Annotated in this window: 27 protein-coding genes and 1 riboswitch; of the genes, 12 read left to right on the top strand and 15 right to left on the bottom strand. The window is 71.6% G+C overall.

What is annotated here, in order from left to right; genetic code table 11:
* Positions 1–22 precede the first annotated feature (22 nt).
* Positions 23–607, top strand: coding sequence for a 50S ribosomal protein L17 (gene rplQ / locus AB0C26_RS11680; protein WP_360245530.1), 585 nt, complete (start codon positions 23–25; stop codon positions 605–607).
* Between the two features lie 67 nt (positions 608–674).
* On the top strand, positions 675–1,484 hold the full coding sequence (gene truA, locus AB0C26_RS11675; RefSeq protein WP_360245527.1) for a tRNA pseudouridine(38-40) synthase TruA: 810 nt from the start codon (positions 675–677) through the stop codon (positions 1,482–1,484).
* Here truA and AB0C26_RS11670 read toward each other — a convergent pair.
* Positions 1,462–2,250 carry a hypothetical protein gene (locus AB0C26_RS11670; RefSeq protein WP_360245524.1) on the bottom strand — a complete coding sequence of 263 codons (789 nt, stop codon included), beginning with the start codon at positions 2,248–2,250 and terminating at the stop codon, positions 1,462–1,464. The two genes, truA and AB0C26_RS11670, sit on opposite strands and share 23 nt — an antisense overlap.
* 95 nt (positions 2,251–2,345) lie before the next feature.
* Between AB0C26_RS11670 and AB0C26_RS11665 the strand changes: the two genes are divergently transcribed.
* Together AB0C26_RS11665 and AB0C26_RS11660 are read left to right on the top strand one after the other, a co-directional pair.
* On the top strand, positions 2,346–2,954 hold the full coding sequence (locus AB0C26_RS11665) for a methyltransferase (RefSeq protein WP_360245521.1): 609 nt from the start codon (positions 2,346–2,348) through the stop codon (positions 2,952–2,954).
* A gap of 32 nt (positions 2,955–2,986) precedes the next feature.
* The gene (locus AB0C26_RS11660; RefSeq protein ID WP_360245518.1) at positions 2,987–4,633 is read left to right on the top strand and encodes an ATP-binding cassette domain-containing protein; all 1,647 of its coding nucleotides are present in this window, start codon (positions 2,987–2,989) and stop codon (positions 4,631–4,633) included.
* Here AB0C26_RS11660 and thiC read toward each other — a convergent pair.
* The 7 genes from thiC to AB0C26_RS11625 form a co-directional block, all read right to left on the bottom strand.
* The gene (gene thiC, locus AB0C26_RS11655) at positions 4,630–6,153 is read right to left on the bottom strand and encodes a phosphomethylpyrimidine synthase ThiC (protein WP_360245515.1); all 1,524 of its coding nucleotides are present in this window, start codon (positions 6,151–6,153) and stop codon (positions 4,630–4,632) included. The genes AB0C26_RS11660 and thiC overlap by 4 nt on opposite strands.
* 76 nt (positions 6,154–6,229) lie before the next feature.
* Entirely contained in the window at positions 6,230–6,988 is a 759-nt protein-coding gene (gene thiD, locus AB0C26_RS11650; RefSeq protein ID WP_360245512.1) for a bifunctional hydroxymethylpyrimidine kinase/phosphomethylpyrimidine kinase, read from the bottom strand.
* On the bottom strand, positions 6,985–7,569 hold the full coding sequence (locus AB0C26_RS11645) for a thiamine phosphate synthase (RefSeq protein WP_360245509.1): 585 nt from the start codon (positions 7,567–7,569) through the stop codon (positions 6,985–6,987). Before AB0C26_RS11645 ends, thiD begins: the two co-directional genes overlap by 4 nt.
* The gene (locus AB0C26_RS11640) at positions 7,563–8,309 is read right to left on the bottom strand and encodes a thiazole synthase (RefSeq protein WP_360245506.1); all 747 of its coding nucleotides are present in this window, start codon (positions 8,307–8,309) and stop codon (positions 7,563–7,565) included. The genes AB0C26_RS11645 and AB0C26_RS11640 overlap by 7 nt, the downstream gene beginning before the upstream one ends.
* On the bottom strand, positions 8,306–8,506 hold the full coding sequence (gene thiS / locus AB0C26_RS11635; RefSeq protein WP_360245503.1) for a sulfur carrier protein ThiS: 201 nt from the start codon (positions 8,504–8,506) through the stop codon (positions 8,306–8,308). The genes AB0C26_RS11640 and thiS overlap by 4 nt, the downstream gene beginning before the upstream one ends.
* The gene (gene thiO / locus AB0C26_RS11630) at positions 8,506–9,501 is read right to left on the bottom strand and encodes a glycine oxidase ThiO (RefSeq protein WP_360245500.1); all 996 of its coding nucleotides are present in this window, start codon (positions 9,499–9,501) and stop codon (positions 8,506–8,508) included. The genes thiS and thiO overlap by 1 nt, the downstream gene beginning before the upstream one ends.
* Positions 9,498–10,085, bottom strand: a complete 588-nt coding sequence (locus AB0C26_RS11625; RefSeq protein WP_360245497.1) for a thiamine phosphate synthase — start codon at positions 10,083–10,085, stop codon at positions 9,498–9,500. Before AB0C26_RS11625 ends, thiO begins: the two co-directional genes overlap by 4 nt.
* Positions 10,079–10,190: riboswitch (TPP riboswitch) on the bottom strand. It overlaps the preceding gene by 7 nt.
* A gap of 350 nt (positions 10,191–10,540) precedes the next feature.
* On the opposite strand from AB0C26_RS11625, the gene AB0C26_RS11620 reads away from it, so the two are divergent.
* Positions 10,541–10,678: a transposase gene (locus AB0C26_RS11620; protein WP_360245494.1), complete on the top strand. Its 138-nt coding sequence runs from the start codon at positions 10,541–10,543 to the stop codon at positions 10,676–10,678.
* 108 nt (positions 10,679–10,786) lie between these two features.
* Here the strand turns inward: AB0C26_RS11620 and AB0C26_RS11615 are convergent, their stop codons facing one another.
* The 4 genes from AB0C26_RS11615 to AB0C26_RS11600 form a co-directional block, all read right to left on the bottom strand.
* Positions 10,787–11,212: a ribonuclease domain-containing protein gene (locus AB0C26_RS11615; RefSeq protein ID WP_360245491.1), complete on the bottom strand. Its 426-nt coding sequence runs from the start codon at positions 11,210–11,212 to the stop codon at positions 10,787–10,789.
* 74 nt (positions 11,213–11,286) lie between these two features.
* Positions 11,287–12,537 carry a hypothetical protein gene (locus AB0C26_RS11610; protein ID WP_360245488.1) on the bottom strand — a complete coding sequence of 417 codons (1,251 nt, stop codon included), beginning with the start codon at positions 12,535–12,537 and terminating at the stop codon, positions 11,287–11,289.
* 122 nt (positions 12,538–12,659) lie between these two features.
* Entirely contained in the window at positions 12,660–13,409 is a 750-nt protein-coding gene (locus AB0C26_RS11605; protein ID WP_360245485.1) for an ABC transporter ATP-binding protein, read from the bottom strand.
* Positions 13,406–14,527 (bottom strand): ABC transporter substrate-binding protein, encoded by a 1,122-nt coding sequence (locus tag AB0C26_RS11600; RefSeq protein WP_360245482.1) that lies wholly within the window; start codon positions 14,525–14,527, stop codon positions 13,406–13,408. Before AB0C26_RS11600 ends, AB0C26_RS11605 begins: the two co-directional genes overlap by 4 nt.
* A 409-nt stretch (positions 14,528–14,936) precedes the next feature.
* Between AB0C26_RS11600 and AB0C26_RS11595 the strand changes: the two genes are divergently transcribed.
* Genes AB0C26_RS11595 through AB0C26_RS11580 form a run of 4 tightly spaced genes read left to right on the top strand, consistent with a single transcriptional unit; the run spans position 14,937 to position 19,279 of the window.
* A complete protein-coding gene (locus tag AB0C26_RS11595; RefSeq protein ID WP_360245479.1) occupies positions 14,937–17,879 on the top strand; it encodes a nitrate- and nitrite sensing domain-containing protein in 2,943 nt (980 codons plus the stop codon).
* Positions 17,876–18,283, top strand: a complete 408-nt coding sequence (locus tag AB0C26_RS11590) for a roadblock/LC7 domain-containing protein (RefSeq protein ID WP_097322740.1) — start codon at positions 17,876–17,878, stop codon at positions 18,281–18,283. The genes AB0C26_RS11595 and AB0C26_RS11590 overlap by 4 nt, the downstream gene beginning before the upstream one ends.
* Positions 18,284–18,315: 32 nt before the next feature.
* Positions 18,316–18,678 carry a DUF742 domain-containing protein gene (locus tag AB0C26_RS11585; RefSeq protein WP_097322739.1) on the top strand — a complete coding sequence of 121 codons (363 nt, stop codon included), beginning with the start codon at positions 18,316–18,318 and terminating at the stop codon, positions 18,676–18,678.
* Positions 18,659–19,279: an ATP/GTP-binding protein gene (locus AB0C26_RS11580; protein WP_097322738.1), complete on the top strand. Its 621-nt coding sequence runs from the start codon at positions 18,659–18,661 to the stop codon at positions 19,277–19,279. Before AB0C26_RS11585 ends, AB0C26_RS11580 begins: the two co-directional genes overlap by 20 nt.
* Before the next feature lie 138 nt (positions 19,280–19,417).
* Here AB0C26_RS11580 and AB0C26_RS11575 read toward each other — a convergent pair whose 3' ends face one another.
* Positions 19,418–20,521 carry a uroporphyrinogen-III synthase gene (locus AB0C26_RS11575; RefSeq protein WP_360245474.1) on the bottom strand — a complete coding sequence of 368 codons (1,104 nt, stop codon included), beginning with the start codon at positions 20,519–20,521 and terminating at the stop codon, positions 19,418–19,420.
* Between the two features lie 636 nt (positions 20,522–21,157).
* Between AB0C26_RS11575 and rplM the strand changes: the two genes are divergently transcribed.
* From rplM to glmM, 3 genes are all read left to right on the top strand, one after another.
* Positions 21,158–21,601: a 50S ribosomal protein L13 gene (gene rplM / locus AB0C26_RS11570; protein WP_360245471.1), complete on the top strand. Its 444-nt coding sequence runs from the start codon at positions 21,158–21,160 to the stop codon at positions 21,599–21,601.
* Between the two features lie 20 nt (positions 21,602–21,621).
* Positions 21,622–22,119 carry a 30S ribosomal protein S9 gene (gene rpsI / locus AB0C26_RS11565; protein ID WP_360245468.1) on the top strand — a complete coding sequence of 166 codons (498 nt, stop codon included), beginning with the start codon at positions 21,622–21,624 and terminating at the stop codon, positions 22,117–22,119.
* Between the two features lie 139 nt (positions 22,120–22,258).
* Positions 22,259–23,608 (top strand): phosphoglucosamine mutase, encoded by a 1,350-nt coding sequence (gene glmM / locus AB0C26_RS11560; RefSeq protein ID WP_360245465.1) that lies wholly within the window; start codon positions 22,259–22,261, stop codon positions 23,606–23,608.
* 4 nt (positions 23,609–23,612) lie between these two features.
* Here the strand turns inward: glmM and AB0C26_RS11555 are convergent, their stop codons facing one another.
* Together AB0C26_RS11555 and AB0C26_RS11550 are read right to left on the bottom strand one after the other, a co-directional pair.
* On the bottom strand, positions 23,613–24,788 hold the full coding sequence (locus AB0C26_RS11555; protein WP_360245462.1) for a pyridoxal phosphate-dependent aminotransferase: 1,176 nt from the start codon (positions 24,786–24,788) through the stop codon (positions 23,613–23,615).
* Between the two features lie 5 nt (positions 24,789–24,793).
* On the bottom strand, positions 24,794–25,237 hold the full coding sequence (locus tag AB0C26_RS11550) for an MmpS family transport accessory protein (RefSeq protein ID WP_360245459.1): 444 nt from the start codon (positions 25,235–25,237) through the stop codon (positions 24,794–24,796).
* Positions 25,238–25,558 lie beyond the last annotated feature (321 nt).

Raw genomic sequence — 25,558 nt, 5'->3', positions numbered from 1 at the left:
GCCATCTAAAGGAGCATTGGAAATGCCCACGCCCACCAAGGGAGCCCGCCTCGGCGGCAGCCCGTCGCACGAGAAGCTCATCCTGGCCAACCTGGCCACCGAGCTTTTCCGGCACGGGAAGATCAAGACCACTGAGGCCAAGGCCCGCCGGCTGCGCCCCCTGGCTGAGCAGCTCATCACCAAGGCCAAGCGCGGCGACCTGCACAACCGTCGCCGGGTGCTGGCCACGGTGAAGGACAAGGACGTCGTGTACGCCCTGTTCGAGCAGATCGCGCCGCGCTACGGCAACCGCCCCGGCGGCTACACCCGGATCACCAAGACCGGCCCGCGCAAGGGTGACGCCGCTCCCATGGCCGTCATCGAGCTGGTCGAGGAGCTCCAGGTCGCGGCGACCACCGCGCCGGCCAAGAAGGCGGCCCGCAAGGCCACCGCGCAGCAGGACAAGGTCGAGGCCCTGGCCCGCGAGGACGAGGCTCCGGCCACCGCGCCGGCCGCCAAGGCCGACACCGACGGTGACCAGGACGCCGAGGCTCCGGTCAACGCGTCCGGTGACAAGGGCGCCGAGGGCCCGGGCGACCAGGCCGAGGGCGACGACACCAAGGCGTGACGTAACGCGAAAGACCCGGTGCTCCCATCTGTGGGAGCACCGGGTCTTTTCTTTGTGTGGGGGAGAGATGGAATCGATCCGGCTGCGGCTGGACGTGTCGTACGACGGGGCCGACTTCTCCGGGTGGGCGGCGCAGCCCGGCCGGCGGACGGTCGCCGGGGTGCTCGTCGAAGCGCTCGGGCGGCTGGTCGACGCCTCTTCGCTGGGGCTGACGGTCGCGGGACGTACCGATGCGGGCGTGCACGCGAGTGGGCAGGTCTGCCATGTGGATCTGCCCGCCGAAGCGTGGGAGCGGCTGGAGGCGTCGCTGCTGCGGCGGCTGGCCGCACTGATGCCGCCGGACGCGCGGGTCCGGGCGGTGCGGCCGGTGCCGCCGACCTTCGACGCGCGCTTCTCAGCCACCTTCCGCCGGTACGAGTACCGGGTCGCCGACACCGTTTGGGGGCCGGAGCCGCTGCGCCGGCACGACACCATCAACTGGGTGCGGCCGCTCGACCTGGACCGGCTGAACGCGGCCTCGCAATGGCTCACCGGCGAACACGACTACGCCGCGTACTGCAAACGCAAGGAGCACGCCACCACGATCCGGGCCATCAACCGGCTCGACTGGCGGCGTGACCCGGACGGCGTCTGCGTGGCCACCGTGCAGGCCGACGCGTTCTGCCAGTCGATGGTCCGCAGCCTGGTCGGCGCGCTGCTGGCGGTCGGTGACGGCCGCCGCGACCCGGGCTGGCCGGCCACCCTGCTGAGCCGCACGGAACGCTCCAGCGAGGTCACGGTGGCCCCCGCCCATGGGCTGACCCTGGTCGAGGTGGGCTATCCGGCCGAGACCGAGTACGCCGTACGGGCCGAAGCTACCCGGCGGCTACGGGCCTGAGCAGCGACTCGGCCAGATGGGTGTCGATGATCTCGGTGGTGATCCGGGTCGCCACCTCATCGTCCGGCAAACCGTCGGCCCGGGTGATCACGCAGTAGAGCAGATAGTGGCCCCGGGCGTGCCAGCCCACCTGCGGCGGGGTCGTACCGGCCTCGGACGCGGGCAGCGTCGCGAACCCGCCGTCACCGCCCTCGACCAGACCGCGCAGCAGGTCCTCGACCTCGGCCGCGCCGGCCGGATCGGCCAGGTTGAAGGCGCCGGCCGTGACCCGGTAACCCGGGTAGGGCGCGATCAGGCCGGCCCGGACCACCTCGGTACAGCCGTAACGCTCGAGCAAGGCGCCGATCTCACCCGTCGTCGCCTCGGCGCACTCGGCGCTCATGTGCCGCAGGTCGACGGCGTACGGCCCGGCCGCCCCGGCCGGGCGTATCCCGTCGTCGGCCGGGAAGACCTCGCCGAGCGAGAGCGTCCGCGGCTGGGAGACGCCGGCCGGCGCCAGAGTGGTGGCCGGTGCCCGGTCGCGGAACCGGTCGGCGAAGACCAGGAAACCGAACATGCCGAGCAGGGCCACCAGGATCAGCGCGGCCAGGCCGCGGGTGAGCAGTTGGAAAGGGCGCAACGGCTCCACTCGGGCGCGGCGCCGAACCCGGGGCGGGGAAGGGGCCGGACGATGCTGTCCGGCGGGGGCGACGCCGCGGGCGAGCAGAACCAGGCCGCCGTCGGCGGTCGCGCGGTGGGCCGGTCGGGAAGGGGTGCCGTACCGCATGCGGCCACGCTAGGAGCGCATGGTGATCAATGAACGCACAGTTTGTGCGGCACCCCGGAGGTTGGTGCCGCGTTGAAAACCGGCAGACTTGACGGGTGACCGCCGACCATTACTTCAGCTCTGAGCCGACGGGGCCCGAGCAGCGCCGTGAGATCCAGTTCAGCGTCTCGGGCCAGGACTACAAGCTCGCCACCGCGTCCGGCGTGTTCTCGTCGGGACGGCTCGACCCCGGCACGACCGTACTGCTGGAAAAGGGTGACCTGCCGACCGGCGGGACGCTGCTCGACCTCGGGTGCGGCTATGGGCCGATCGCGTGCGTGCTGGCCCGGACGGCGCCCGGCGCGGTCGTGCACGCCGTCGACGTCAACGCGCGGGCCCGGCAGCTGACGGTGGAGAACGCGGCCTCGCTCGGGCTGACCATCCACGTCGCCGCGCCGGACGAGGTGCCGGCCGACGTCACGTTCGACGAGATCTGGAGCAACCCGCCCACCCACGTCGGCAAGGCCGAACTGCACGCGATCATGGAGCGCTGGCTGCCCCGGCTCGCTCCCGGCGGCGTGGCCTGGCTGGTCATCAACCGCAACCTCGGCGGTGACTCGCTGCACACCTGGCTGGTCGGGAAGGGCTGGGCGGTGACGCGGGTGGCCAGCAAGAAGGGCTTCCGGGTGCTGCGTGTGACGTCCGCGCCCGAGAAAACCGCCTGACTTCCGGCCAGTCGCCAGGAAGGATGTCGGCCATGGGGTACGTGGATGTCGCCGGCGCCGGATTCGTGCTGCCCGACGGGCGGCGGCTGTTCGCCGATGTGTCGTTCCGGGTCGGCGAAGGGGCCAAGGTCGCCCTGGTCGGGCCGAACGGCGCGGGCAAGACCACGCTGATGCGGCTGGTCGCCGGCGATCTGTCCACCCCGGAGGGCAGCATCGCGCGCTCCGGCGGGCTCGGCGTGATGCGCCAGTTCATCGGCATGATCGGCGACGACCGTACGCTGGCCGACCTGGCCCTGTCGCTGGTGAAACCGGCGCTGTCGCAGGCGGGGGAGCGGCTCGAACGGGCCGCGGCGGCGCTCGACGACTCCGAGCGCAGCCAACTGGCGTACGCCAACGCCCTCGCCCATTGGGGCGAGGTCGGTGGATACGACGCCGAGGTGCTGTTCGACACCGTGGCCGTGGCGATCCTCGGCAAGCCGTGGGAGGACGTGCGGCATCGTCCGGTCCGGACCCTCAGCGGCGGGCAGCAGAAAAGGTTCGCGCTCGACCTGCTGCTACGCGGCGACGACGAGGTGCTGCTGCTCGACGAGCCCGACAACTTCCTCGACGTGCCGGGCAAGCGCTGGCTCGAGTCCCGGCTGCGCGAGTCGTCGAAATCGGTCCTGTACGTCTCGCACGACCGGGAACTGCTGGCGCAGACCGCCGACCGCGTGGTGGCGGTCGAGGGCGGCAGCGCGTGGACCCACCCCGGCGGCTTCGCGTCCTGGCACGAGGCTCGCGTGCATCGCCACTCCAAGCTGGAGGAGAACCGCCGCCGCTGGGAGGAGGAACATCAGAAGCTGCGCGAACTGATGTTCATGTACAAGCAGAAGGCGGCCTACAACTCCGACATGGCGTCGCGCTACCAGTCGGCGCAGACCCGGCTGCGCAAGTTCGAGGAGATCGGCCCGCCGCCGCTGCCGCCGAAAGACCAGTCGCTGCGCATGAACCTGCGCGGCGGCCGTACGGCGAAAAGAGCGGTGATCCTCGAACAGCTGGAACTCGAGGACCTGACGTTCCCGTTCGACCTGGAGATCTGGTACGGCGACCGGGTGGCCGTACTCGGCGCGAACGGCACCGGCAAGTCCCACTTCCTGCGCCTGCTGGCGGCCGGCGGCAGCGACCCGGAAGCGGAGAACAAGCCGGTCGACGGGGCGCCGCTGGCCCACGTGGCCCACAACGGCGTGGCCCGGCTCGGCGCCCGGGTGCGGCCCGGCCACTTCTCACAGACCCACGACCGGCCCGAACTGCTCGAACGCACCCTGGTCGAGATCCTGTGGCGGGGCGACGACCACCGCTCCGGCATGGACCGGGCCGGCGCGATGAAGGCCCTGAACCGCTACGAGCTGGCCGGACAGGGCGATCAGCGCTTCGGCACCCTGTCCGGCGGTCAGCAGGCCCGCTTCCTGGTGTTGCTGCTGGAACTCTCCGGCGCCACGGTCCTGCTGCTCGACGAGCCGACCGACAACCTCGACCTGGCCTCGGCCGAGGCCCTGGAGGAGGGCTTGCGCCAGTTCGAGGGCACGGTGATCGCGGTGACCCACGACCGCTGGTTCACCCGCTCCTTCGACCGCTTCATCCTCTTCCAGGGCGACGGCGAGGTCGTCGAAACCCCCGAGCCGGTCTGGGACGTCCGCTAGGACTGCGTGGTGAGCGGGACGTAGACCTTTCCGCCGCTTGCGGTGAACTCCTCCGACTTCTGCTGCATGCCCTTGGCCTTCAGTTCGTGGCTGATCTTCATGGAGCAGAACTTGGGGCCGCACATGGAGCAGAAGTGGGCGGTCTTGGCGGCGGGGGCGGGCAGGGTCTCGTCGTGGTAGGCGCGGGCCGTCTCGGGGTCCAGGGCCAGCTCGAACTGGTCCTCCCAGCGGAACTCGAAGCGAGCCTTGGACAGGGCGTCGTCCCAGGCCTGGGCGCCGGGGTGGCCCTTGGCCAGGTCGGCCGCGTGTGCGGCGATCTTGTAGGCGATCATGCCGGCCTTCACGTCGTCCTTGTCGGGCAGGCCCAGGTGCTCCTTGGGGGTGACGTAGCAGAGCATCGCCGTGCCGTACATGCCGATCATCGCGGCGCCGATGGCCGAGGTGATGTGGTCGTAGGCGGGGGCGATGTCGGTGGCGAGCGGGCCCAGCGTGTAGAAGGGTGCGCCGCCGCAGAGCTCGACCTGCAGGTCGACGTTCTCCTTGATTTTGTGCATGGGCACGTGGCCGGGACCCTCGACCATGACCTGGACGTCGTACTCCCAGGCCCGGTGGGTCAGCTCGCCCAGGGTGCGCAGTTCGGCGAACTGGGCCGCGTCGTTGGCGTCGGCGATCGAACCGGGGCGCAGGCCGTCGCCCAGGGAGAACGTGATGTCGTACCGGGCGAAGATCTCGCACAGCTCGTCGTAGTGGGTGTAGAGGAAGTTCTCCTCATGGTGGGCGAGACACCAGGCCGCCATGATGGAGCCGCCGCGGGAGACGATGCCGGTGACCCGGTCGGCGGCCAGCGGCACGTGCGGCAGGAGCACGCCGGCGTGGATCGTCATGTAGTCGACGCCCTGCTCGGCCTGCTCGATGATGGTGTCGCGGAACAGGTCCCAGGTCAGCTTGACCGGGTCGCCCTTGACCTTCTCGAGCGCCTGGTAGATCGGCACGGTCCCGATCGGCACCGGCGAGTTCCGGATGATCGCCTCGCGGGTCTCGTGGATGCGCGGGCCGGTCGACAGGTCCATCACGGTGTCCGCGCCCCAGCGGGTCGCCCAGGTCATCTTCTCGACCTCCTCGGCGACCGACGAGGTCACCGCGGAGGTGCCGATGTTGGCGTTGACCTTCACCAGGAAGCGGGAGCCGATCACCATCGGCTCCGACTCGGGGTGGTTGACGTTCACCGGCAGAACGGCCCGGCCGGCCGCGATCTCGTCGCGGACCAGTTCCACCGGAACGTTCTCACGGATGGCGACGAACTCCATCTCGGGCGTCGTCTCGCCGGCCCGGGCGGCGGCGAGCTGCGTCCGGCCGCCGGCCCACGGTTTCCGCAACGGGGGCAGGCCCACCGCCGGATCGCTGCCCGGGCCGGAGGTGTCGTAGAGCCGTACGGGGTCGTTCCCGTCGCTCAGCACGACCTCCGAGAACGGCACCTTCAGGTCGGGGCGCGATCCCTCGACGTACACCTTGCGCCTCATGCTTTTCCTCCCCAATCGTGACAAAACCGGCGGCGAGTGGCAGCACGGATTCCCGTACCGCAGCCGTCGGAGCCTTTTAGATGAAGTGGTTCAGCGGACCGGGCCCGGCACCCAGCCGCCAGTCGCTCCCGCCGGACAGCGCGGCGGTCACGTAACGCTTGGCCGCGCGGACGGCCACCGGCATGGAGTCCCCGGCCGCGAGACGCACGGCCACGGCCGAGGAGAAGGTGCAGCCCGAGCCGTGGTTGTTCGCGGTCGGCACGGACTCGCCGTGCAACGTCTCGGCGGCGCCGTCGTGCCACAGGACATCGGCGGCGGTCTCACTGCCGGTCACCACCACAGCGCGTGCGCCCCGCTTGGCCAGCAGCTCGGCCGCCGCGACCATCTCCTCGGGCGTCTCGACCGGGCTTCCGGTCAGGGCGCCGGCCTCCTGGCGGTTCGGGGTCAGGACACAGTGGTGCGAGACCAGGGGCGCGACGGCCGCGGTGTCGGCCAGGCGGGCGCCGGAAGTGGCGACCAGCACCGGGTCTACGACGAGGTTGGGCAGGCGGTCGGCGCGGTCGGCGATCAGGGCGGCCACGGCGGGGTCGCCGATCATGCCGACCTTGACGGCGGCGACCGGGAAATCGGCCAGGACGGCGTCGAGCTGCGCGGCGACGATGTCGACGGGGATGGGGTGGATGGCGGTGACGCCGAGCGTGTTCTGGGCGGTCACGGCGGTGATGACCGAGGTGCCGTAGGCGCCCAGGGCGGCGAAGGTCTTGAGGTCGGCTTGAATGCCGGCGCCGCCGCCGGAGTCGGAGCCGGCGATGGTGAGTACGACCGGCGGCGTCATCGCGCGGCCGCCGGGCTCGCCGACAGGGCTTCCGCCAGTTCCCCGGCGGCTCGTTCCGGATCGGGAGCCCGCATGACGGCCCCGAGGACGGCGACCCCGCGTGCCCCGGCCGCGACGCAAGCCGCCGCCCGCGATGGTGTGTCGATCCCGCCCAGCGCCAGCCACGGCACCTTCCCGGCGAGCGCCGCCGCCCCCTCCGGGCTCAGCGCCGGCCCGTACCCCGGCTTGGTTTTCGTCAGGAACACCGGCGACAACGTCACGTAGTCCTCAGTGGACAGGCGCGGTACTCCGTGCGCCGAGCGCCCGACCAGCTCGACACCACTGACCGGCAGCAGGTCCGCCTCGGCCAGGTGCACCGCGTTCCCGCCCAGCGGATCAGGGCCCGCCACGATCAGTCGTCCGGGCGGCAGCAGCGAGCGCAACTGCTCGGCGAGCGCGGCCCGTTCGGCGTACGGCAGATCTCTCTCGCGCAGCACGACCCACTCGGCGCCGCCGCGGATCGCGGCCCGGACCACCGAGACCAGCGGGCCCGTGGCGATCCGCCGATCGGTGAGGACGACGAGCCCGCCCGGCGTCACCATTGGGCCAGCCCTTCATCCGACGTGGACGCCAGCGCGTGGAAGCGCCGTGGGATGCGCCCCGCCGTGTAGGCCAGCCTTCCGGCCAGGACCGCGTGGCGCATGGCCGACGCCATCGCCGCCGGGTCGTCGGCCCGGGTGATGGCGCTGGCGATCAGCACCGCGTCGCAGCCCAGTTCCATCGCCAGGGTCGCGTCCGAAGCCGTGCCGATGCCCGCGTCGAGCACGACCGGGATGTCGACGCTCTGCCGGATCAGCCGGATGTGGTGCGGGTTGGAGATACCCAGGCCGGAGCCGATCGGCGAACCCGCCGGCATCACCGCCGCGCAGCCCACGTCGGCCAGGCGCCGGGCCAGGATCGGGTCGTCGCTCGTGTACGGCAGCACCGTGAACCCGTCGCCGACCAGCGTCTCGGCCGCGCGCAGCAGCTCCACACCGTCGGGCAGCAGGGTCCGGTCGTCGCCGATCACCTCGAGCTTGATCAGGTCGGTTTCGAAGGCCTCGCGGGCCAGGTGGGCGGTTTTCACCGCGTCGCCCGCCGTGTAGCAGCCGGCCGTGTTCGGCAGCACCCGCACGCCGAGCCGGTCGAGCATCGGCAGCAGGCCCGGCCCGGCCGCGTCGACCCGGCGCAGGGCGACCGTGACCAGGTCGGTGTCGGAGGCGACGATCGCCTGTTCGAGGGCGGCCAGGCTGTTGGCGCCGCCCGTGCCCAGGATGAGCCGCGACTTGTCGAACACCGTCAACCTCCCTGCGCGGCGGTCAGCACCTCGACCGCGTCGCCCTCGGTCAGCGGCACCGCGCCCCACGTGGACCGGGGCACCACCTCGCCGTTCACCGCGACCGCGACGCCGCGCCGGGCCTCGGTGAGCGTTTCGACCAGGGCCAGCACGGACATTTCCGTCTCGGAGTCGAAGCTGCGCCCGTTGACTGTCAACCGCATCAGAACCTCCTCGGGTCGAAGTCGGGGATTTCCTTGCCGTCCAGCACCAGATCGGCCACGAGTTCGGCGGTCACCGGGGCGAGCAGGATCCCGTTGCGGTGATGACCGGCGGCCACGATGTGCCCGTCCGCGAAGAAGCCGATCAGCGGCGCGTTGTCGGGTGTTCCGGGGCGATGGCCCACAGTCGTCTCGGCCAGTTCCAGCTCGGCCAGGCCCGGTACCAGATCGATCGCGGCCCGCAGCAGGTCGTGGACGCCGCCGGCGGTGACCAGGCTGTCGGTGCGCTCCTCCTGGGTGGCGCCGATGACGATCTCGCCGTCCCGGCGGGGCACGATGTAGACCGGCCGGCCGTCGACCGTCGCGTCGAGCACGTGCCGCAGCAGCCCCGGCTCGCCTCGCAACCGCAGGACCTGGCCTTTGACCGGCCGTACGGGCAGTCCGGTGAGCCGGGCGGTGCCGCAGCCGGCCGCCACCACGACCGTCGTCGCGTCCAGATCGGACAGCGACTCGATCCGCTTCGGCACGACCCGGTCGCCGAGTTTCGCCCGCAGCGCGGCGACCACGCGCCGCGGGTCGACCTGACGTTCGCGCGGCGAGTGGACGCCGGCGCGTACCCGCGGCGACAGCGCCGGCTCCAGTTCCCGCAGCTCCGAGGGGCGCAGCAGTGGCAACTGCTGCCTGGTCCAGTGGCGGGCCGCCTCGGCCACGTCGTCGGCGGTCATGGCCAGGCTCAAGGTACCGGTGTCGTCGTAGCCGACGTCGACGCCGAGCTCGGCCGCGAAACCCGGCCACAGCTCGGCCGACCGCTCCATCAGCCGCACCAGAGCCGGCTCCTCGAACGCCGACTCGCCGCCGGGCGCCAGCATGCCCGCCGCGACATGCCACGCGCCCTCGTCGCCGCCGTCGAAGACGGTGACGTCCAGCCCGCGCTCGACGAGCCGGAAGGCGACCGCCAGGCCGATGATCCCGCCACCCACCACCGCGACGTCGCTCATGCCCGGCCGTCCAGGGCCTGGAGGAACTCGATGGTGGCCCGGGCCGGGTCGGACGCGATCGCCGAGATCGCCGCCACGCCGTACGCGTCAAGTACGGCGACCCGGTCGGCGGTGACCCCGCCGATCGCGATGACCGGCGTGCCCGGCACCGCCGCGACCACGTCTTTCACTCCCGCCGGCCCGATCGGCTCGGGCAGCCCGACCTTGCTGGCGGTCGCGAAGGCGGGGCCCACGCCGAGGTAGGACGCTCCGTCCCGCACGGCGTCGAGGGCGGCTTCAGGGGTACGGCACGTGGCCCCCACGACCGCATCGGGCCCGAGCACCCGGCGCACCGCGGCGACGGGCAGATCTTCGGCCCCGACGTGTACGCCGTCGGCGCCGGCGGCCAGAGCCACACCGACCCGGTCGTCGACCAGGCAGAGCGCGTCACCGGCGCGCCGGCACACGTCGAGGGCGGCGACGGTCAGCTCGTAGGCCGCCCGGTCGGACGATTTGACCCGCACCTGGATCGCGACCGGCCCATGGCCGACCGCCCCGCGCACCACATCGAGCGAGTCGGTGATGACATGCAATCGAGGAAACAACGAACGCTCCTCCCTGCGCCGGCATGACCCGGATCAGGTTCGACGGTCGGGGGCTGCGACGGCCCCCCTCTCAGCCCGGTGCACCGGACTCCCGTGGGGTTGTGTTCGGACCATAACCGGTCCGCGACGAGAAAAGCTAGAGCGAGCGCTGTGCCCGACGTCTCCCGAAATCACCCACCGGTGGCCCAGGGCCTGTCTGGTGGGTCACGCGGGGCTGCGGCGTGGCCCAGGTGGTGGCTGGCGGCGGCCGCAGAACGACCACACACAACACCGGTATGCGACCTTCCCGCAGCCGACGCCAGCCACCACCTAGACCTCGCCTCGCTCAGTCGATGGCCGCGAGGTTGCATGGGCCGCCTGAGCAGGCGCTGAACGACGTCGGTAGGCGCACGCCGAGATGGCGGCTTGCCCTGGACATGATCGACGAGCTACTCGGCTCGGGCTGAAGCTCGAGCGTGCTGGTCGCTGACGCCGGCTACGGCGACGCCGGACAGTTCCGGCAAGCCCTCGCTGAGCGCGGCATCGACTACGCGGTCCAAGTCGCGCGCATCGAACACGACTACCGCGAAGTCAAAACCCATGCGCCGGAATGACTCTCTACGCCGTACTTCGGCGCCCGCCTCATCGGCACCTGCCCACCTGCCGCGCCCACTTCCCGCAACGCAATCGCCGCGCGGGAAGAGGACCAGGACAAAGCCCTACTAGAGCTTGTAGAAGGTGACGTAGTGGTCCGGGGTGAACCAGGTCTCCCTTGTGGAGCGGTTGACCACGATGCGGTACGCGTCCCGGGCCGCGCCGCGGGTGCGGGAGTAGACGTCGTATTCGCTGTAGGTGGCGTTCGTGGGGAGCTGCTTCTCGCGGTTCTGGAACGTGCCGCCGGTGTAGTTGTACTGGCCGTACGGCCACACGTACCAGCCGCTGCTCGTCGGCCAGCCGAGTGTGGACCAGCCCGTGCGGGCGGTGCGGGCGGCCGAGCAGCGGGAGATCGTGCAACTCGAGTGGACGGCGGCCTGGGCCGCGTCGGGGGCCACCACGGCCGGCGCCACCAGGGCGGGGCCGGTGAGGGCGAAGACCAGGGCGAGGCCGGTGAGGAACCGGCGGAGGCGGGGGTGCCGGTCAGTGGTCATGACGACATCGTGCGCGGCCGGGAGGCCACGCGGTACCTCCCGGCCGGATCATTCCATTGATGTTTACCTATGCCTTACCGGCCCAGGCCGCTCACCCAGTCGCTCAGTTCGCCCTCTTTGCCCTGGTGGCGGGGCTGCGGTGGGGTGAAGCCGTCGAACGACGGTGTCGGCAGGACGCCGGTGTCGGACGGGCGCAGCTCATGGTCGGGGCGCTGGGCGGCAGCCGACGCGCGGGCGGCCACTGTGGCCCGGGCTGCGGCGACGTTCGCCCGGCCGGTGATCGCCTGGGCGGCGCCGGCGCCCGGCAGCGGGCCGGTCGGGGCGGCGCCGGGCAGCGCGCCCGTGGGGGCAGCGCCGGGCAGCGAGCCGGTGGGAGCGCCGGCCGAGGGGCCGGCGGCGGCCTGGGCGATCGCCGAGTGGGGCTGGGCGTCGCGCTGGGGCAGCGGCGGGCGGTCGGCAGTCGGCGGGGCCTCTCCGGTGGCGCCGACCGGGCCGCGCCGGAGGACCGCGGCCAGCACCGAGCCGAAGACGCCGGCGCCGGCGGCGGTCATCGCCGCCCAGTAGGGGACTTCCTGGTAGCGGTCGGCGCCCGCACCCGGTCCGGCGATCAGGTAGGCCACCGTCAGCAGGGCGGGGCCGGGCAGACCGGCCAGCGCGACGGCGACCAGCGAATGCCGGCCGCGGCGGGCGATGAGGCCGATCACCAGGCCGCAGATCAGCGCGAGCGCCGGCATCGTGAAGAGCGCGGCCTGGTCGACGACCTTGTCGGGCAGGATGCTCAGGTCGAGCACGCCGAGGCGTACGGAAACCGGGTCTTGACCTGGCCGCAGTGACGGCGCCACCGAGACCAGCGCGATGACCCACGTCGCGACCGTCAGCGTGAGGACGCTCCAGCGAGCGACCGCGCTGCGCAGGACCGCATACGCCGCGAAGATGCCCACGGCCGCGCCGAGCGCCGCGCACGCGCCCACCACGAAGACCGGGTCGACGCCGGTGACCTGGGCCGCCCGGGCCGGCTGCATGGTGAGCGGCAGGATCGCGGCGGCGCCGAAGCCGGCCACGACCGCAGGGACGAAACGGGAGCCGGCGGGAGCCTGGTGGGGGATCAGGGTACGGGCGGCGACGGCACCGATCGCGGCGGCGGTCATGGCGAACCACGCCACCCAGGCCAGCTGGGCGATCCACTCGTCACGCGCGGTGACCTCGACGACGCGGGTGAAGCGCAGGACGCCCAACCCGTAGGCCAGGCCCAGCTGAGAAGCCCCGCCCAGCGCGGCAACGCCGAACGAGGCACCCAACAACTTCGCCCAGGTGCGGAAAGTCATGCCCGGCACGTTACGGAATCCTCTCCCGTGAACGCCACTGGGACGTCCGATTCTTAAGGCAGTCCAAAATCCCGCTTAGAAATCCCTTGTACGCAGCGTGATCTCGCTGTGCCATGAAGAGATCACGCCATCAAGAGATCATGGAGCTGGGCGCTGCAGCGGGCGACCTCGTCCAGGTTGGCCGTGCGGCCCAGCGTGCGGGGGCGCGGGATGCGCACCTCGAGGATCTCGCGGACCCGGCCCGGCCGCGGGCTCAGCACCACCACGCGGTCGGCCAGCAGCACCGCCTCGTCGATCGAATGGGTGACGAAGACCGTGGTGGGCGCCTGCTCCATGTGGATGCGCTGGAGCTCGACCGACAGCTCCTCCCGGATCAGCGGGTCGAGCGCCGAGAACGGCTCGTCCATCAGCATCACGCGGGGGCGGCCGATCAGCGCGCGGCACAGCGCCACCCGCTGCTGCATGCCGCCCGAGAGCTCGTGCGGCAGCCGCTTCTCGAACCCGGTCAGGCCGGTCAGCGCCAGCAGGTCGTGCGCGCGGGACACGTACTCCGCCTTGCGCCAGCCGAAGATCTGCACCGGCAGCAGCACGTTGTCGAGCACCGACCGCCACGGCAGCAGGGCCGGGCGCTGGAACATCATCGCCACGTCGCGGCGCGGCTTGACCACCCGCTCGCCGGCGACGTCGATGTGGCCGCCGGTCGGCGGGAGCAGGCCGGCGATCATCCGCAGCAGCGTCGACTTGCCGCAGCCGGAACGGCCGACCACGGCCACGAACTCACCGTCGGCCACCTCGAGGCTGACGTCGCGCAGCGCCTCGACCGTGCCGGAGCGGCCGGTGAAGGTGCGTGACAGGTTCTCGACACGGATCATGAGGCGAGCCGCCAGCGGCCGGCCCGGGCCACCAGCACGGTGAGCGCCTGCGGCATCAGGCCGGAGTGGTTGTCCGGCGTGAGGCGCAGCGGGCCGGAGAGGCCGTCGACCTGTGAGGTCTCCAGGATGTCGCGGATGCGCTCGCGGTCGGCGCCGACCCGGGCCACCGCGTCGGCGACCAGGTCGACCGCGTCCGCGGCGAACGCGGCGACGCCCGAGTAGCTGCCGTAGCGCGAGGTGTAGTCGCGGAACCACTGCTTGCGGGAGGATTTCGCCGGCGTGGTGGCGATGACGTCGTCGATCGCCAGGATCTGGGTGAAGACCATCCGGACGTTGTTCGTGGCCGCGGTCGCGGCGGCCGGGATGAACAGGTCACTGGCGGCCGCGGCGTCGAAGTAGACCCGGCCCTTGTATCCGACCTGCTTCATGCCGATCGCGGCGAGCTGGGCCAGATCGGGCGCGGTCAGCACGACGATGGCGCTGGGGTTGCCGTCGGCCAGCGTGCCGATGGCCTGGGTGATGTCGGTGGCGGTCGGCTTGACCGAGCGGGAGAGCTGGGCGGCGATCCCGGTCCCGGGCAGCTTGGCCAGCAGCGCCTTGCGCGCCCCACGCCCGTACAGGTCGTCGGAGTAGAGGATCGAGATGTTCTTGGTCTTCGCCTGGCTCAGCTCGGACACCATCGCCGACGCGCTGTCGGCCGAGTTCGGGCCGATCTTGAAAATGTACCGCCGGCTGGAAACCGGGTTGACCACTTCCTCGGAAGCGCCTAACGAGATGGTCGGCGCCTTCTTGTCGTTGATCGTCTTGGCCGCGCCGACCACGCACTGGTCGCAGGCGCCGGTGATGATGGCGGCGACCGACGGGTCGTCGGCGAACGCGCCGATGTTGCGCAGCGAGGACGTGGGGTCGTTCCGATTGTCCTGTGTGGTCAGCTTCAGCTGCCGGTCGCCGAGCTGGCCCGAGGCGTTCACCTGTTCGATGCGCAGCTGAAGGGCGCGCGCGTAGGCGATGTCGACGGCCGACGAATTGTCGAGGTCGGCGGCGATCGTGATCACCTCGGACGCTGCCGGTTTGCCGTCGTCCGAGGAGCAGCCGGCCGCACCGGTGACAAGGAGCATCGATGCCACGGCGGATGCCGCGGTGATGCGGGAGAGCCGCACTGCGGTGCCTCCTAGAAAGGCGATACGGACAAGATGTCCGTTCGAACGCGCCAAACCTTGCCAACGTGAGGGCCCCTGGTCAAGCAGAGGTCCATCGATGGAGCGAGACGCTTGTCTCACATATTGGTTGGAATCTTGCGGTTTGATCGTGAGCGGGTCATCACGGATTGTCGTGGTCGGCATATTCGTGCACGTCAAAGAGGTGTGAATGTCGATTGTGGAACTGGCAATGCATCCAACAGTCGGACGGGGAGTTCGTTTCGGGTTGTTTCCGGACTTCCCAAACCAATGTCCGTTCTGATGAAATTCCCGGGCCGCAGCGCTCAGGCGGGCACGGAGACACGGGAATGACCACGGAGGAGAAGTCGTGAGCACCGGATCTTCGACCCAGGTGGCACGCCGTGGTGTCTTTCCCCGGCTTCGGGACGCGCGTATCCGTTCGAAGCTGGCTCTGATCCTGCTCGTGCCCCTGGCCGCAGTAATCGTCCTCGCCACCACGCGACTCGTCGACATCGGACAGCGCGCCTCGGCGGCCGGTCAGGTGCAGGAGCTCACCAAGCTCGACACCGACATCTCGGCGCTGACGCAGCTGCTGCACACCGAGCGGATGGCCGCCGCCGCCTACCTGGCCGCACCGGCCGGCGCGAAGCCCGACGCCTACGACGCCGCCGTGCGCAACAGCGACGCGCAGATCGCCGTCTACCGCTCGCACCGGGCCGACGTCGACGACTCGCCCGGCGCCGTGGGTGATCGTCTCGCCCGCATCGACGACCACCTCAACACGATGGACGCCACCCGGACGGCGGTCAGCAAGCGCGAGGGCATCGCCGTCGCCGAGGCCGTCTCCCGCTACGGCGTCGTCATCACCGACCTGGTCGCCTACGGCGAGTCGGTCAGCCAGCTGGCCGGTGACGGCGACATCGCCGACAGCCTGCGGGCGCTCTCCGCGTTCTCCCGCGCCAAGGCGGGCACGGCCGAGCAGGAGGCCGTCTCGTACGCGGCCCGGGTCGCCGACGACCTCAGCGAGGAACAGCGCGTCACCTTCATCGCCACCCAGACCAGCCAGCAGGAGGCGCTGACCACCTTCTCGCTGGTCGCCAGCGGAGAGCAGCGGGCCCTGGCCGACAAGGTGGTCAGCGGCGACGCGGTCAACCTGGTCGACGGCGTCGCCACCCGGCTCGGCCGCGGCGAGGCGGTGCCGGCGGACGACATCACCGAGGCGTTCGGCGCGGTGGTCGACCTGATGCGCTGGGCCGAGCAGCAGCTCGAGTCGAAGATCGTGAAGGCGACCGGCGACGACCGCGACTCCGTCGTCCGGCAGGCCGCCATCGAGTCGGCGCTGGTCGTGCTCGTGCTGATCATCGCCATCGCGCTCGCCGTGATCCTGGCCCGCTCACTCAACATGTCGCTGCGCCGGCTGCGCGAGGGCGCGCTCGCGGTGGCCAACCGCGACCTGCCCGACGCCGTGGCCAAGCTGCGCGACGCCAAGAACCTCGGCGACGGCGGCGCCGACGACATCGTCCGCCAGGTCCGCGACCCGATCCAGCTGTCCAACCGTGACGAGATCGGCCAGGTCGCCCAGGCGTTCAACGTGGTGCACCGCGAGGCGGTCCGCATCGCGGCCGAGCAGGCGGCCCTGCGCACCAGCGTCTCGACGATGTTCCTCAACCTGGCCCGCCGCTCGCAGTCGCTGGTCGACCGGATGATCGGCGAGCTCGACATGATCGAGCGCACCGAGGAGGACCCGAAGCGGCTGGCCCAGCTCTTCGAGCTCGACCACCTGGCCACCCGGATGCGCCGCAACGACGAGAACCTGCTGGTGCTGGCCGGCGCCGATTCGAGCCCGCCCCGGCGCGAGGACGCGCTGGTGGTCGACGCGCTGCGCGCCGCGCAGTCCGAGGTCGAGCTCTACAACCGCATCGAGTTCGGCACCGTCGACACCGACGTCTCGATCGCCGCGCTCGCCGTCAACGACGTGGTCCGCCTCGTCGCCGAGCTGCTCGACAACGCCACCCGCTTCTCGCCGCCGACCACCGTGGTGGTCGCCGACGGCCGCCGGATCCGCGACTACGTGGTGATCCAGGTGGAGGACCGCGGGCTCGGCATGTCCGAGGAGCAGATGGACCAGCTCAACCGCCGGCTCTCCGAACCGCCCAGTGTGGACGTCGCCGCGTTCCGCCTGATGGGCCTGGCCGTGGTGTCCCGGCTCGCCTCCCGGTACGGCATCAAGGTCGAGCTGCGGGCCAACCTCGAGGGCGGCACGGTCGCCCAGGTCACGCTGCCGAGCAGCATCGTCGTGACGCCGCGCCGCTACGACACGTTCGGTGGCGGCCCTCGCCCGGAGCTGGGCGCGGCCCCGTCCGGCGGCTGGGACGCCCGGGCCTCGCGGGCCGCCACGGCCACGCTGCCGACCATCGAGCCCCCGGCGCCCGCTCCCGAGCCGGTGCAGCAGCTTCCGGCCCACCCGTCGCTGCCGGTCTTCCCGTCGCAGCGGCCGCCGAGCGACCCGGCCGAGGTGCGCCCGACGCCGAACCGGCCGCCGCTGCCGACCCGGGTGTCGAAGACGATCGCGCAGGCGCAGGACGCGCCGACGATGAACGGCTTCACCCCCACCGTGCAGACGCCGATCGTGACGCCCTCGGTCTCCGCTCCGCCGGTCTCGTCCCCGCCGGCCCCGACCGGCGGGTGGGGTGCCGCGCTGGCCGCGATGCCGCCCGTGCCGGCGCAGCCGGTGGCGCCACCGGCCGAGGACCGCACCGAGGCCCCCATCTTCGTGCAGATGCAGCAGAGCTGGTTCCGTAACCACGACGGGGCGAGCCAGGAGCAGTTCGGCATGCCGACGGCGGGCTACGCGCCTCCGCCGAACGCGGTGCCGGCCGTGACTCCCGCGCCCGCCCCCGTCCAGGAGGCCGTGGCTCCCGCGCCGGCCCCCGTCCAGGAGGCCCCCAAGCCCCCACCGGCTCCCGCACGCGAAGAGCCGACGGACACCGGGCACAATGGACCGTCGGTTCCGAGACAGCGTTCCGCTGAGGAGGACCGGTGGAAGACAGCGGCGGACGATGGATGGAAGCGGGCCATGGCGGCGGCTGAGCCGGTCGACGCCGGGACCACGAGATCCGGCCTCCCCAAGCGCGTACCGCAGGCACAGCTCGTGCCGGGCGGCGTGCAGCCGGGACCGAAGGCACAGAACCGCCGCAGCCCCGACGAGGTCCGCGGGTTGCTGTCCGCGTACCACCGGGGAGTGCAACGCGGGCGGACGGACGGCACCGCCGAGTCCGCCGCCTCCCAGGCTAAGGAGACCGAACAGTGACCAGGCCCCCCACCATGCAGGACATGGGCTGGCTGCTCAACAACTTCGCCAACAGCGTGGCCGGCATCGCCCACGTCGTGGCCGTGTCCGCCGACGGGCTGCTGCTGGCGGCCTCACGCGACCTGCCCGCCGACCGGGCCGACCAGCTGGCCGCCATCACCTCCGGCGTGGTCAGCCTGACCGACGGCGCCTCACGCATGTTCAACGCGGGCACCGTCCAGCAGACGATCATCGAGATGGAGAGCGGATACCTCTTCCTCATGTCGATCAGCGACGGCTCCGCGATGGCCGTCCTGGCCGCCCGCAGCTGCGACGTCGGCCAGGTCGGATACGAGATGGCGTTGCTGGTCGAGCGGGTCGGCGCGGCCCTCTCGCCGGTCGCGCGTGAAGCAGTCAGTCATTAGAGGCCGGACCGCCGGAACGGGGTGAGGAGCGGATGGGACAGCCACAGGACCCGAGAGGCAACCTTGTGCGCCCGTACGCGGTCACCCGCGGACGGACGGAACCACGCCGGGACATCCCGATCGAAGCGGTCCTGGTCGCCAGCCAGGCCGGCCTGCAAGAGGCCCGGTTCGCCGGGCATGACAAATACCGCATCGCTGTTCTGTGCGAGGCGAAAGCGCAGTCCCTCGCCGAGCTTTCCGCGCTCTCCCGGTTGCCGCTGGGTGTCGCTCGGGTGCTCGTCGCGGACATGGTGGCCGACGGGCTGCTGTCGTTGCACAGCGCCGCTCCCAAGACTGGGTTCACGGAGCGGATGGACCTGCTGGAAAGGGTGTTAGGTGGACTTCGCAAGCTCTGAGCGGGCGGGGGCGCAGCCCAAGGAGATCACCTCCGCGAAGATCGTCGTCGCCGGGGGATTCGGCGTCGGCAAGACGACGCTGGTCGGTGCGGTCTCCGAGATCGAGCCGCTGACGACCGAGGCCGTGATGACCTCGGCCGGCCAGGGGATCGACGACGCGTCCAAGGTGCCCGGCAAGGGGACCACGACCGTCGCCATGGACTTCGGCCGCATCACCATGGCCGACGACCTGATCCTCTACCTCTTCGGCACGCCCGGGCAGACCCGTTTCTGGTTCATGTGGGACGAGCTGATCCGCGGTGCCGTCGGCGCGGCGGTGCTGGTCGACACCAGGCGGATAGCCGACGCGTTCGCGCCGCTCGACTACTTCGAGAACCGTCACCTGCCGTACCTGGTCGCGCTGAACTGCTTCGACGGCGCTCCGCGCTACGAGCCCGACGAGGTCCGCGAGGCGCTGGCGATTCCGCCGCACGTCCCGCTGATCATGTGCGACGCCCGTCATCGCGAGTCGGTCAAGCAGGTGCTGGTCGGCGTCGTCGAACACGCGATGGCGACGCTGGTGGCCGAGCAGTCGGGCGGCTATCCGGCTCCGGTCGGATAAAGAACACAAAGACGATGTCGTAGGCGGGTGGGGCGTACAGACCGTCGCTCCCGCCGAGGGCCGCGGCGAGCCGAGCTGGGCGCTGGCGCGCCCAGAACGCTCGGCCCACCACGGCGACGTGAGTGAGTGGTCGCGCTGTCAACCGGCCAACCGGTAACCGCGCTTGACCACCGTCTGCACCACCCCGGGAGCGGAGAGGCCGGCCCTCAGCCGGGCCACGGCCATCTCGACGGCGTGCTCGTCGGCGCCCCGGGGGAGGGCGTGCAGCAGGGCCGCGCGGGAGAGGACCCGGCCCGGCGCCGACGCGAGCGCGCGCAGGACGGCCATCGGGCCGGGCGCCAGGGACCGCAGCTCCCCGTCCACGATCGCTGCGTGGCCACGCAAGGTGATGGAGTGGCCGGCCACGTCCAGTGACACGGCCCGCTGGGGCAGCTCGTCGGCGATCGTGCGGACCAGCGCGCTGAGCCGGGCCCGCGCGGGCGTGACGACCGGGATCCCGTGCCGGCGCAGGGGAGCGGCCGTGACCGGACCGGCGCAGGCGACCAGGACGTCGGTGCGCAGCGCTTCGAGCACGGCCTCACTGTGCGGCCCGGCCGCGTGGAGCAGGGCCGCGACGGCCGGCGCGGCGGTGAAGGTCACGGCGTCGACCAGGCGGCCGGTGACCAGGTCGACCAGGCGGTCCAGCGGGGCCGGGTCGGCCGGCGGCGCCCATCGGTAGACCGGCACCTCGATCACCCGGGCCCCGGCCTCGCGCAGCGCCTCGGTGTATTCGGGCTGGCTCTCCCCGTGCAGCTGCATGGCCACGGTCAGGCCGCCCAGGCCCCGGGCCGCGAGGTGGCTGACGACCTCCTCGTAGCTCTCGCCCTCGGGGGACCACTGATCGTGCAGGCCGGCCGCGCGGACCGCGGACCGGGCCTTGGGGCCCCGTGCGATGAGATAGGCCCTCGCCAGCGCCGCGCGCAGCGGGTCGGCCAGGCCCCAGCCCTCGGCCGCCTCCAGCCAGCCGCGCAGGCCGAGGCCGGTGGTGACCAGCACGACATCCGGCGGGTTCTCCAGGCAGGCCCGGGTCGCGGCCTTGAGCTCGGCGTCGTCGGCGATCGGAACGATGCGCAGCGCGGGCGCGAGCACCACCCGGGCGCCGCGGCTCTCCAGCAGGCTCGCGAGCTCGTCGCGGCGACGGTCGGAGGTGACCCCCACCGTGTAGCCGGAGAGTTCGGACCAGCTCGCCACTCGGCCGGTCATGGTGTCCGAAGAAGTCGCGACGCGGCCGGCCGGTCCACCGAAGGGCACGCTCGGAGCCCGCCGTCCTCAGCGTCGACCCGCTCCCATGTCACGCCTGCGTTCTCCGCCGTACCTCCGGCCGGCGCGCGCCGCGACTCCTCCTCGCCGAGCCGGTGAACCGGCTCGGCGGACACCGTCAGGTCCGTCCTCAACCCTGACGGTGGCTCTTCCATAGTGCGCCGGGCCCCGGCGTGCCGGCGATGACCGGCCCGCTTCGTCGAGGTCTCCGCACCGATGGCCATGACGGAAGCGTGCCTTCCGGGAATTTCGCCCTCGGGTCCCGTTTGTTTCGAGCCTGCTAACCGTCGCCGGGTTGTGACCTCGGTGACCTTGGATCCCGGTGTCGGGCGTGTTCGGAAGGGCGGGTATGCTTGACACGCATATGTTTGGAGGTCACGTCGGCCTGGGCTTTGATGCGGGCGACGGCGGGGCCGCCGATCGCTGTGACCCTGCACGTTTTGACCACGCGCCGCGCCACCGGGTATTGTTGCCTGCTGTTGTGCGACAGCTGCGAGCGTGCCCCCGGGGTAGGCTTGATGTTCGCGTTCGCCGCGACCAGCGCGCGACCCCAGACCGACGACAAGACAAGGTAATTCTGTGCGTACGTACAGCCCGAAGCCGGGTGAGATCGAGCGTCAGTGGCACATTATCGACGCTTCTGACGTCGTCCTGGGCCGCCTGGCCACCCACACCGCGACCCTTCTGCGCGGCAAGCACAAGCCGACCTTCGCGCCGCATGTCGACACCGGCGACTACGTCGTGATCATCAACGCCGGCAAGGTGGCCCTGACCGGCAACAAGCGGCAGACCAAGGTCGCCTACCGCCACTCGGGCTACCCGGGCGGCCTCAAGCAGGTCGGCTACGAGGAGCTGCTCACCAAGCGCCCCGAGAAGGCGGTCGAGCTGGCCGTCAAGGGCATGCTCCCGCACAACAAGCTCGCGCGGCAGATCATCAAGAAGCTGAAGGTCTACCCGGGCGCCGAGCACCCGCACGCCGCTCAGCAGCCCCAGCCGTTCGAAATCAAGCAGATCGCGCAGTGAGCGCGGGAGAAGGCAGCAGCATGTCCGACATCATCGAGCCCGAGGTCGTCGAGACCGTCGAGGAGCCCGCTGAGACGGTCGTCGTGGTCGAGACGCCCGCGCCGGCCCCGGTCCGCGCCCCGCGTCCCGGTGACCGTCCGATCCAGACCGTCGGCCGCCGCAAGGAGGCCATCGTCCGGGTGCGCCTCGTGCCCGGCAGCGGCAAGATCACCTGCAACGGCCGCGACCTCGAGGCCTACTTCCCCAGCAAGGTGCACCAGCAGCTCATCCGTGAGCCGCTCGTCACCGCTGAGAAGGAAGAGCAGTTCGACGTGATCGCCAACCTGCGCGGTGGCGGCATCACCGGCCAGGCCGGCGCGCTGCGCCTCGGCATCGCCCGGGCGCTCATCACGAACGAGCCCGACGACCGTCCGGCTCTCAAGAAGGCCGGCTTCCTCACCCGTGACGCCCGCGTCAAGGAGAGCAAGAAGTACGGTCTCAAGAAGGCCCGTAAGGCTCCGCAGTACTCGAAGCGCTGATTTTGCGCCGAGTCTGACACGGCCGGGTTGCGCCCCTCGCGGGGCCGCGGCCCGGCCGTTTGCGTTCCCTCCCCTCCACCGACGCACGCACCCCGGATGGCCCCTCCTCTCCCTGGGCCGCCGGCGAAAGGAAACCGCCATGGGGCGACTCTTCGGCACCGACGGCGTACGCGGGCTCGCGAATGGCGACCTCACCCCCGAACTGGCCCTGTCCGTCGCGGTCGCGGCCGCCCGCGTGCTGGTCGAGAGCGACGGCAGCCACCCTCCGCTGGCGATCGTCGGCCGTGACCCGCGGGCCAGCGGTGAAATGCTCGAGGCGGCCGTCGTGGCCGGCCTGACCAGCGCCGGCGCCAACGTGGTGCGGGTCGGCGTGCTGCCCACCCCGGCCGTGGCCTACCTGGTGGCCCAGACCGGCGCCGACCTCGGCGTCATGCTCTCGGCCTCGCACAACCCGATGCCCGACAACGGGATCAAGCTCTTCGCCGCGGGTGGCACCAAGCTCCCCGACGAGCTGGAGGAGCGCATCGAGAAGGCCATCGAGGACGGGCACGGGCTGATCGGCCGGCCCACCGGTGCCGGCATCGGCCGGGTCAACGACCTGCTCGACGGGGCCGAGCACTACATCAAGCACCTGGTCGGCTCGACGCCGCACTCGCTGGCCGGCATCAAGGTCGTGGTCGACTGCGCCAACGGCGCGGCCAGCGAGGTCGCCCCGGTGGCCTACGAGGAGGCGGGCGCCGAGGTCATCGCGATCCATGCCGACCCGGACGGCCTCAACATCAACGACGACTGTGGCTCCACTCACCTCGAGAAGGTGCAGGCGGCGGTCCTCGAGCACGGTGCCGACCTGGGTCTCGCGCACGACGGCGACGCCGACCGCTGCCTGGCCGTGACGGCCTCGGGTGAGGTCGTCGACGGCGACCAGATCATGGCGATCCTGGCCCTGGCCATGCGCGACGCGGGCACGCTGACCGACGACACGCTGGTCGCGACCGTGATGAGCAACCTGGGCCTGCGCATCGCCATGAAGCAGAACGGCATCAAGCTTCTCGAGACCAAGGTCGGCGACCGGTACGTGCTGGAGGCGCTGGCCGCGGACGGTCTGGCCCTGGGCGGCGAGCAGAGCGGGCACATCGTGATGCCGGCGTTCGCGACCACCGGCGACGGCGTGCTGACCGGCCTGCACCTGATGGCCCAGCTGGCGGCGAGCGGCAAGTCGCTGGCCGACCTGGCCTCGGTGGTGCACACGCTGCCCCAGGTCCTGATCAACGTGAAGGTCGGCGACCGGGAGGCCGGCGCGGCCGCCCCGACGGTGCAGGCGGCCGTGGCGCTGGCCGAGGACGAGCTGGGCGAGACCGGCCGGGTGCTGCTGCGCCCGTCGGGCACCGAGCCGCTCGTCCGGGTGATGGTCGAGGCCGCCACCGAGGAGCAGGCCCGCGCCGTGGCGTCGCGGATCGCCGACGAGGTGCGGGCGGCCAGCCCGGCCTGAGCCGTTACCTGAGCTTCGCCAGGCGGCGGGCTGCCTCCTCGATGACCTCTTCGCGCTTGCAGAAGGCGAAGCGGATCAGGTGGCGGCCCGCCGCCTTGTCGTCGTAGAAGACCTGAGTGGGCACGGCCACGACACCGCACCGCTCGGGCAGCGCCCGGCAGAACTCGATGCCGTCGGTCCCACCCGATCGGGTGATATCCGCCGTGACGAAGTAAGTACCCTCGGACGGCAGGACGTCGAACCCGGCCTCGGTCAGTCCGGTCACGAGCCGGTCGCGGCGGGCCTGAAGACCGGCCCGGAAACCGGTGAAATAGTCGTCGGGCAGCCCGAGTGCGACGGCGACGGCCGGTTGCAGCGGCCCGGCGTTCACGAAGGTCAGGAACTGCTTGACCCGCATGAGGGCCGAGACCAGCGGGGCCGGCCCGGTGGCCCAGCCGACCTTCCAGCCGGTACACGAGAAGGTCTTGCCGGCCGAGGAGATCCGCAGGGTCCGCTCGCGCATGCCGGGCAGGCTGGCCAGCGGCACGTGCGGCTCGGCGGCGTCGGTGAAGACCAGGTGTTCGTACACCTCGTCGGTGACGGCGTACGTGCCGTATTCCTGGCAGAGGCCGGCGATCAGCGTGAGCTCGCCGCGGGTGAAGACCTTGCCGGTGGGGTTGTGCGGCGAGTTGAGCAGCACGAGGCGGGTGCGGGGACCGAAGGCGGCCCGCAGCTGCTCCTCGTCGAAGCCGTACCGGCCGCCGGCCCCCGGGCGCAGGGTGACCGGGCGGCGGACGGCGCCGGCCAGGGCGATCGAGGCGGCGTACGAGTCGTAGTAGGGCTCGAAGCAGACAACCTCGTCACCGGGCTCGCAGAGGGCCAGGATCGCGGCCGCGACGGCCTCGGTGGCGCCGGCGGTGACCACGATCTCGGTCGCCGGGTCGCGCGACAGGCCCCAGAATCGCCGCTCGTGGGCGGCGACGGCCTGGCGCAGGGCGGGAATGCCGGGCAGCGGCGGATATTGGTTGGCGCCCTCACGCAGCGCCCGGGCGGCGGCCTCGAGCATCTCGGCCGGGCCGTCGGTGTCCGGGAAGCCCTGCCCGAGATTGATCGCGCCGGTGCGCGCGGCCAGCGCCGACATCTCGGTGAAGATCGTGGTGCCGAACGGGCGCATCCGTTCGACCAGCGGGTCGCTCGTCATCGTCCCTATTCAAACGCGAAGTGGTTACAGGTGGCCGTGCCGAACGTACCGGGCTCGGAGGTACGGTGCGCGACCTCCTGGCCGTCGACGAGGACGCGGCAGCTGATCGTTCCCTCGGTGCCGCTCAGCCGGATCGCGGTGACGGTGAGCACGGTGGGGGTGTCGATCTCCCCGGTGAACGTCCAGGGCAGCTTCACGTTCTCCAGCCGCTGCGGCGACTCACTGAGCGATTCCACGTAGACCAGCTGCGAGGCGGGGCCGTCACCGGTCACCTCGTACGTCACGCTGACCTTCCCGCCGATCTCCGGCGCCTCGGTAGGCGCCGCCGGCAGCTCGGGAATCTGCGGCACGGCGTCTTTCGCCGTTTGTGTGACGTTGCGCGCGATGAGCACACCGGCGGTCCCGACGCCCCCACAGAGCAACAGCGTGACCGCAATGATCACCGCCACGATAGGCACACTGCTCTTCCGCGGCGGCCGCCCAGCGGGCCCAGGCGGCGGATACCCGCCCGCGCCGCCCCCGCCGCCCGGATAGCCCGCGCCGCCTCCGCCACCCGGATAGCCCGCGCCTCCCGGGTAGCCTGCGCCGCCTCCGCCGCCCGGATAGCCCGCGCCGCCCGGGTAGCCCGCGCCGTTGGGGTAGCCCCCGCCTCCCCAGCCGCCCGCCTGGTTTCCGGCGCCCGGGCCATATCCGCCGCCGTACGCCCCTTCGCCTCCGCCGTCATAGGGAGTGCCGTAACCAGGCGGTGGATAGCCCGGCGGGACGTTGTC

The organism is Actinoplanes sp. NPDC048796, assembly GCF_040650035.1.
Classification (GTDB): domain Bacteria; phylum Actinomycetota; class Actinomycetes; order Mycobacteriales; family Micromonosporaceae; genus Actinoplanes.
This window is presented reverse-complemented; position numbering and strand designations above follow the sequence as displayed.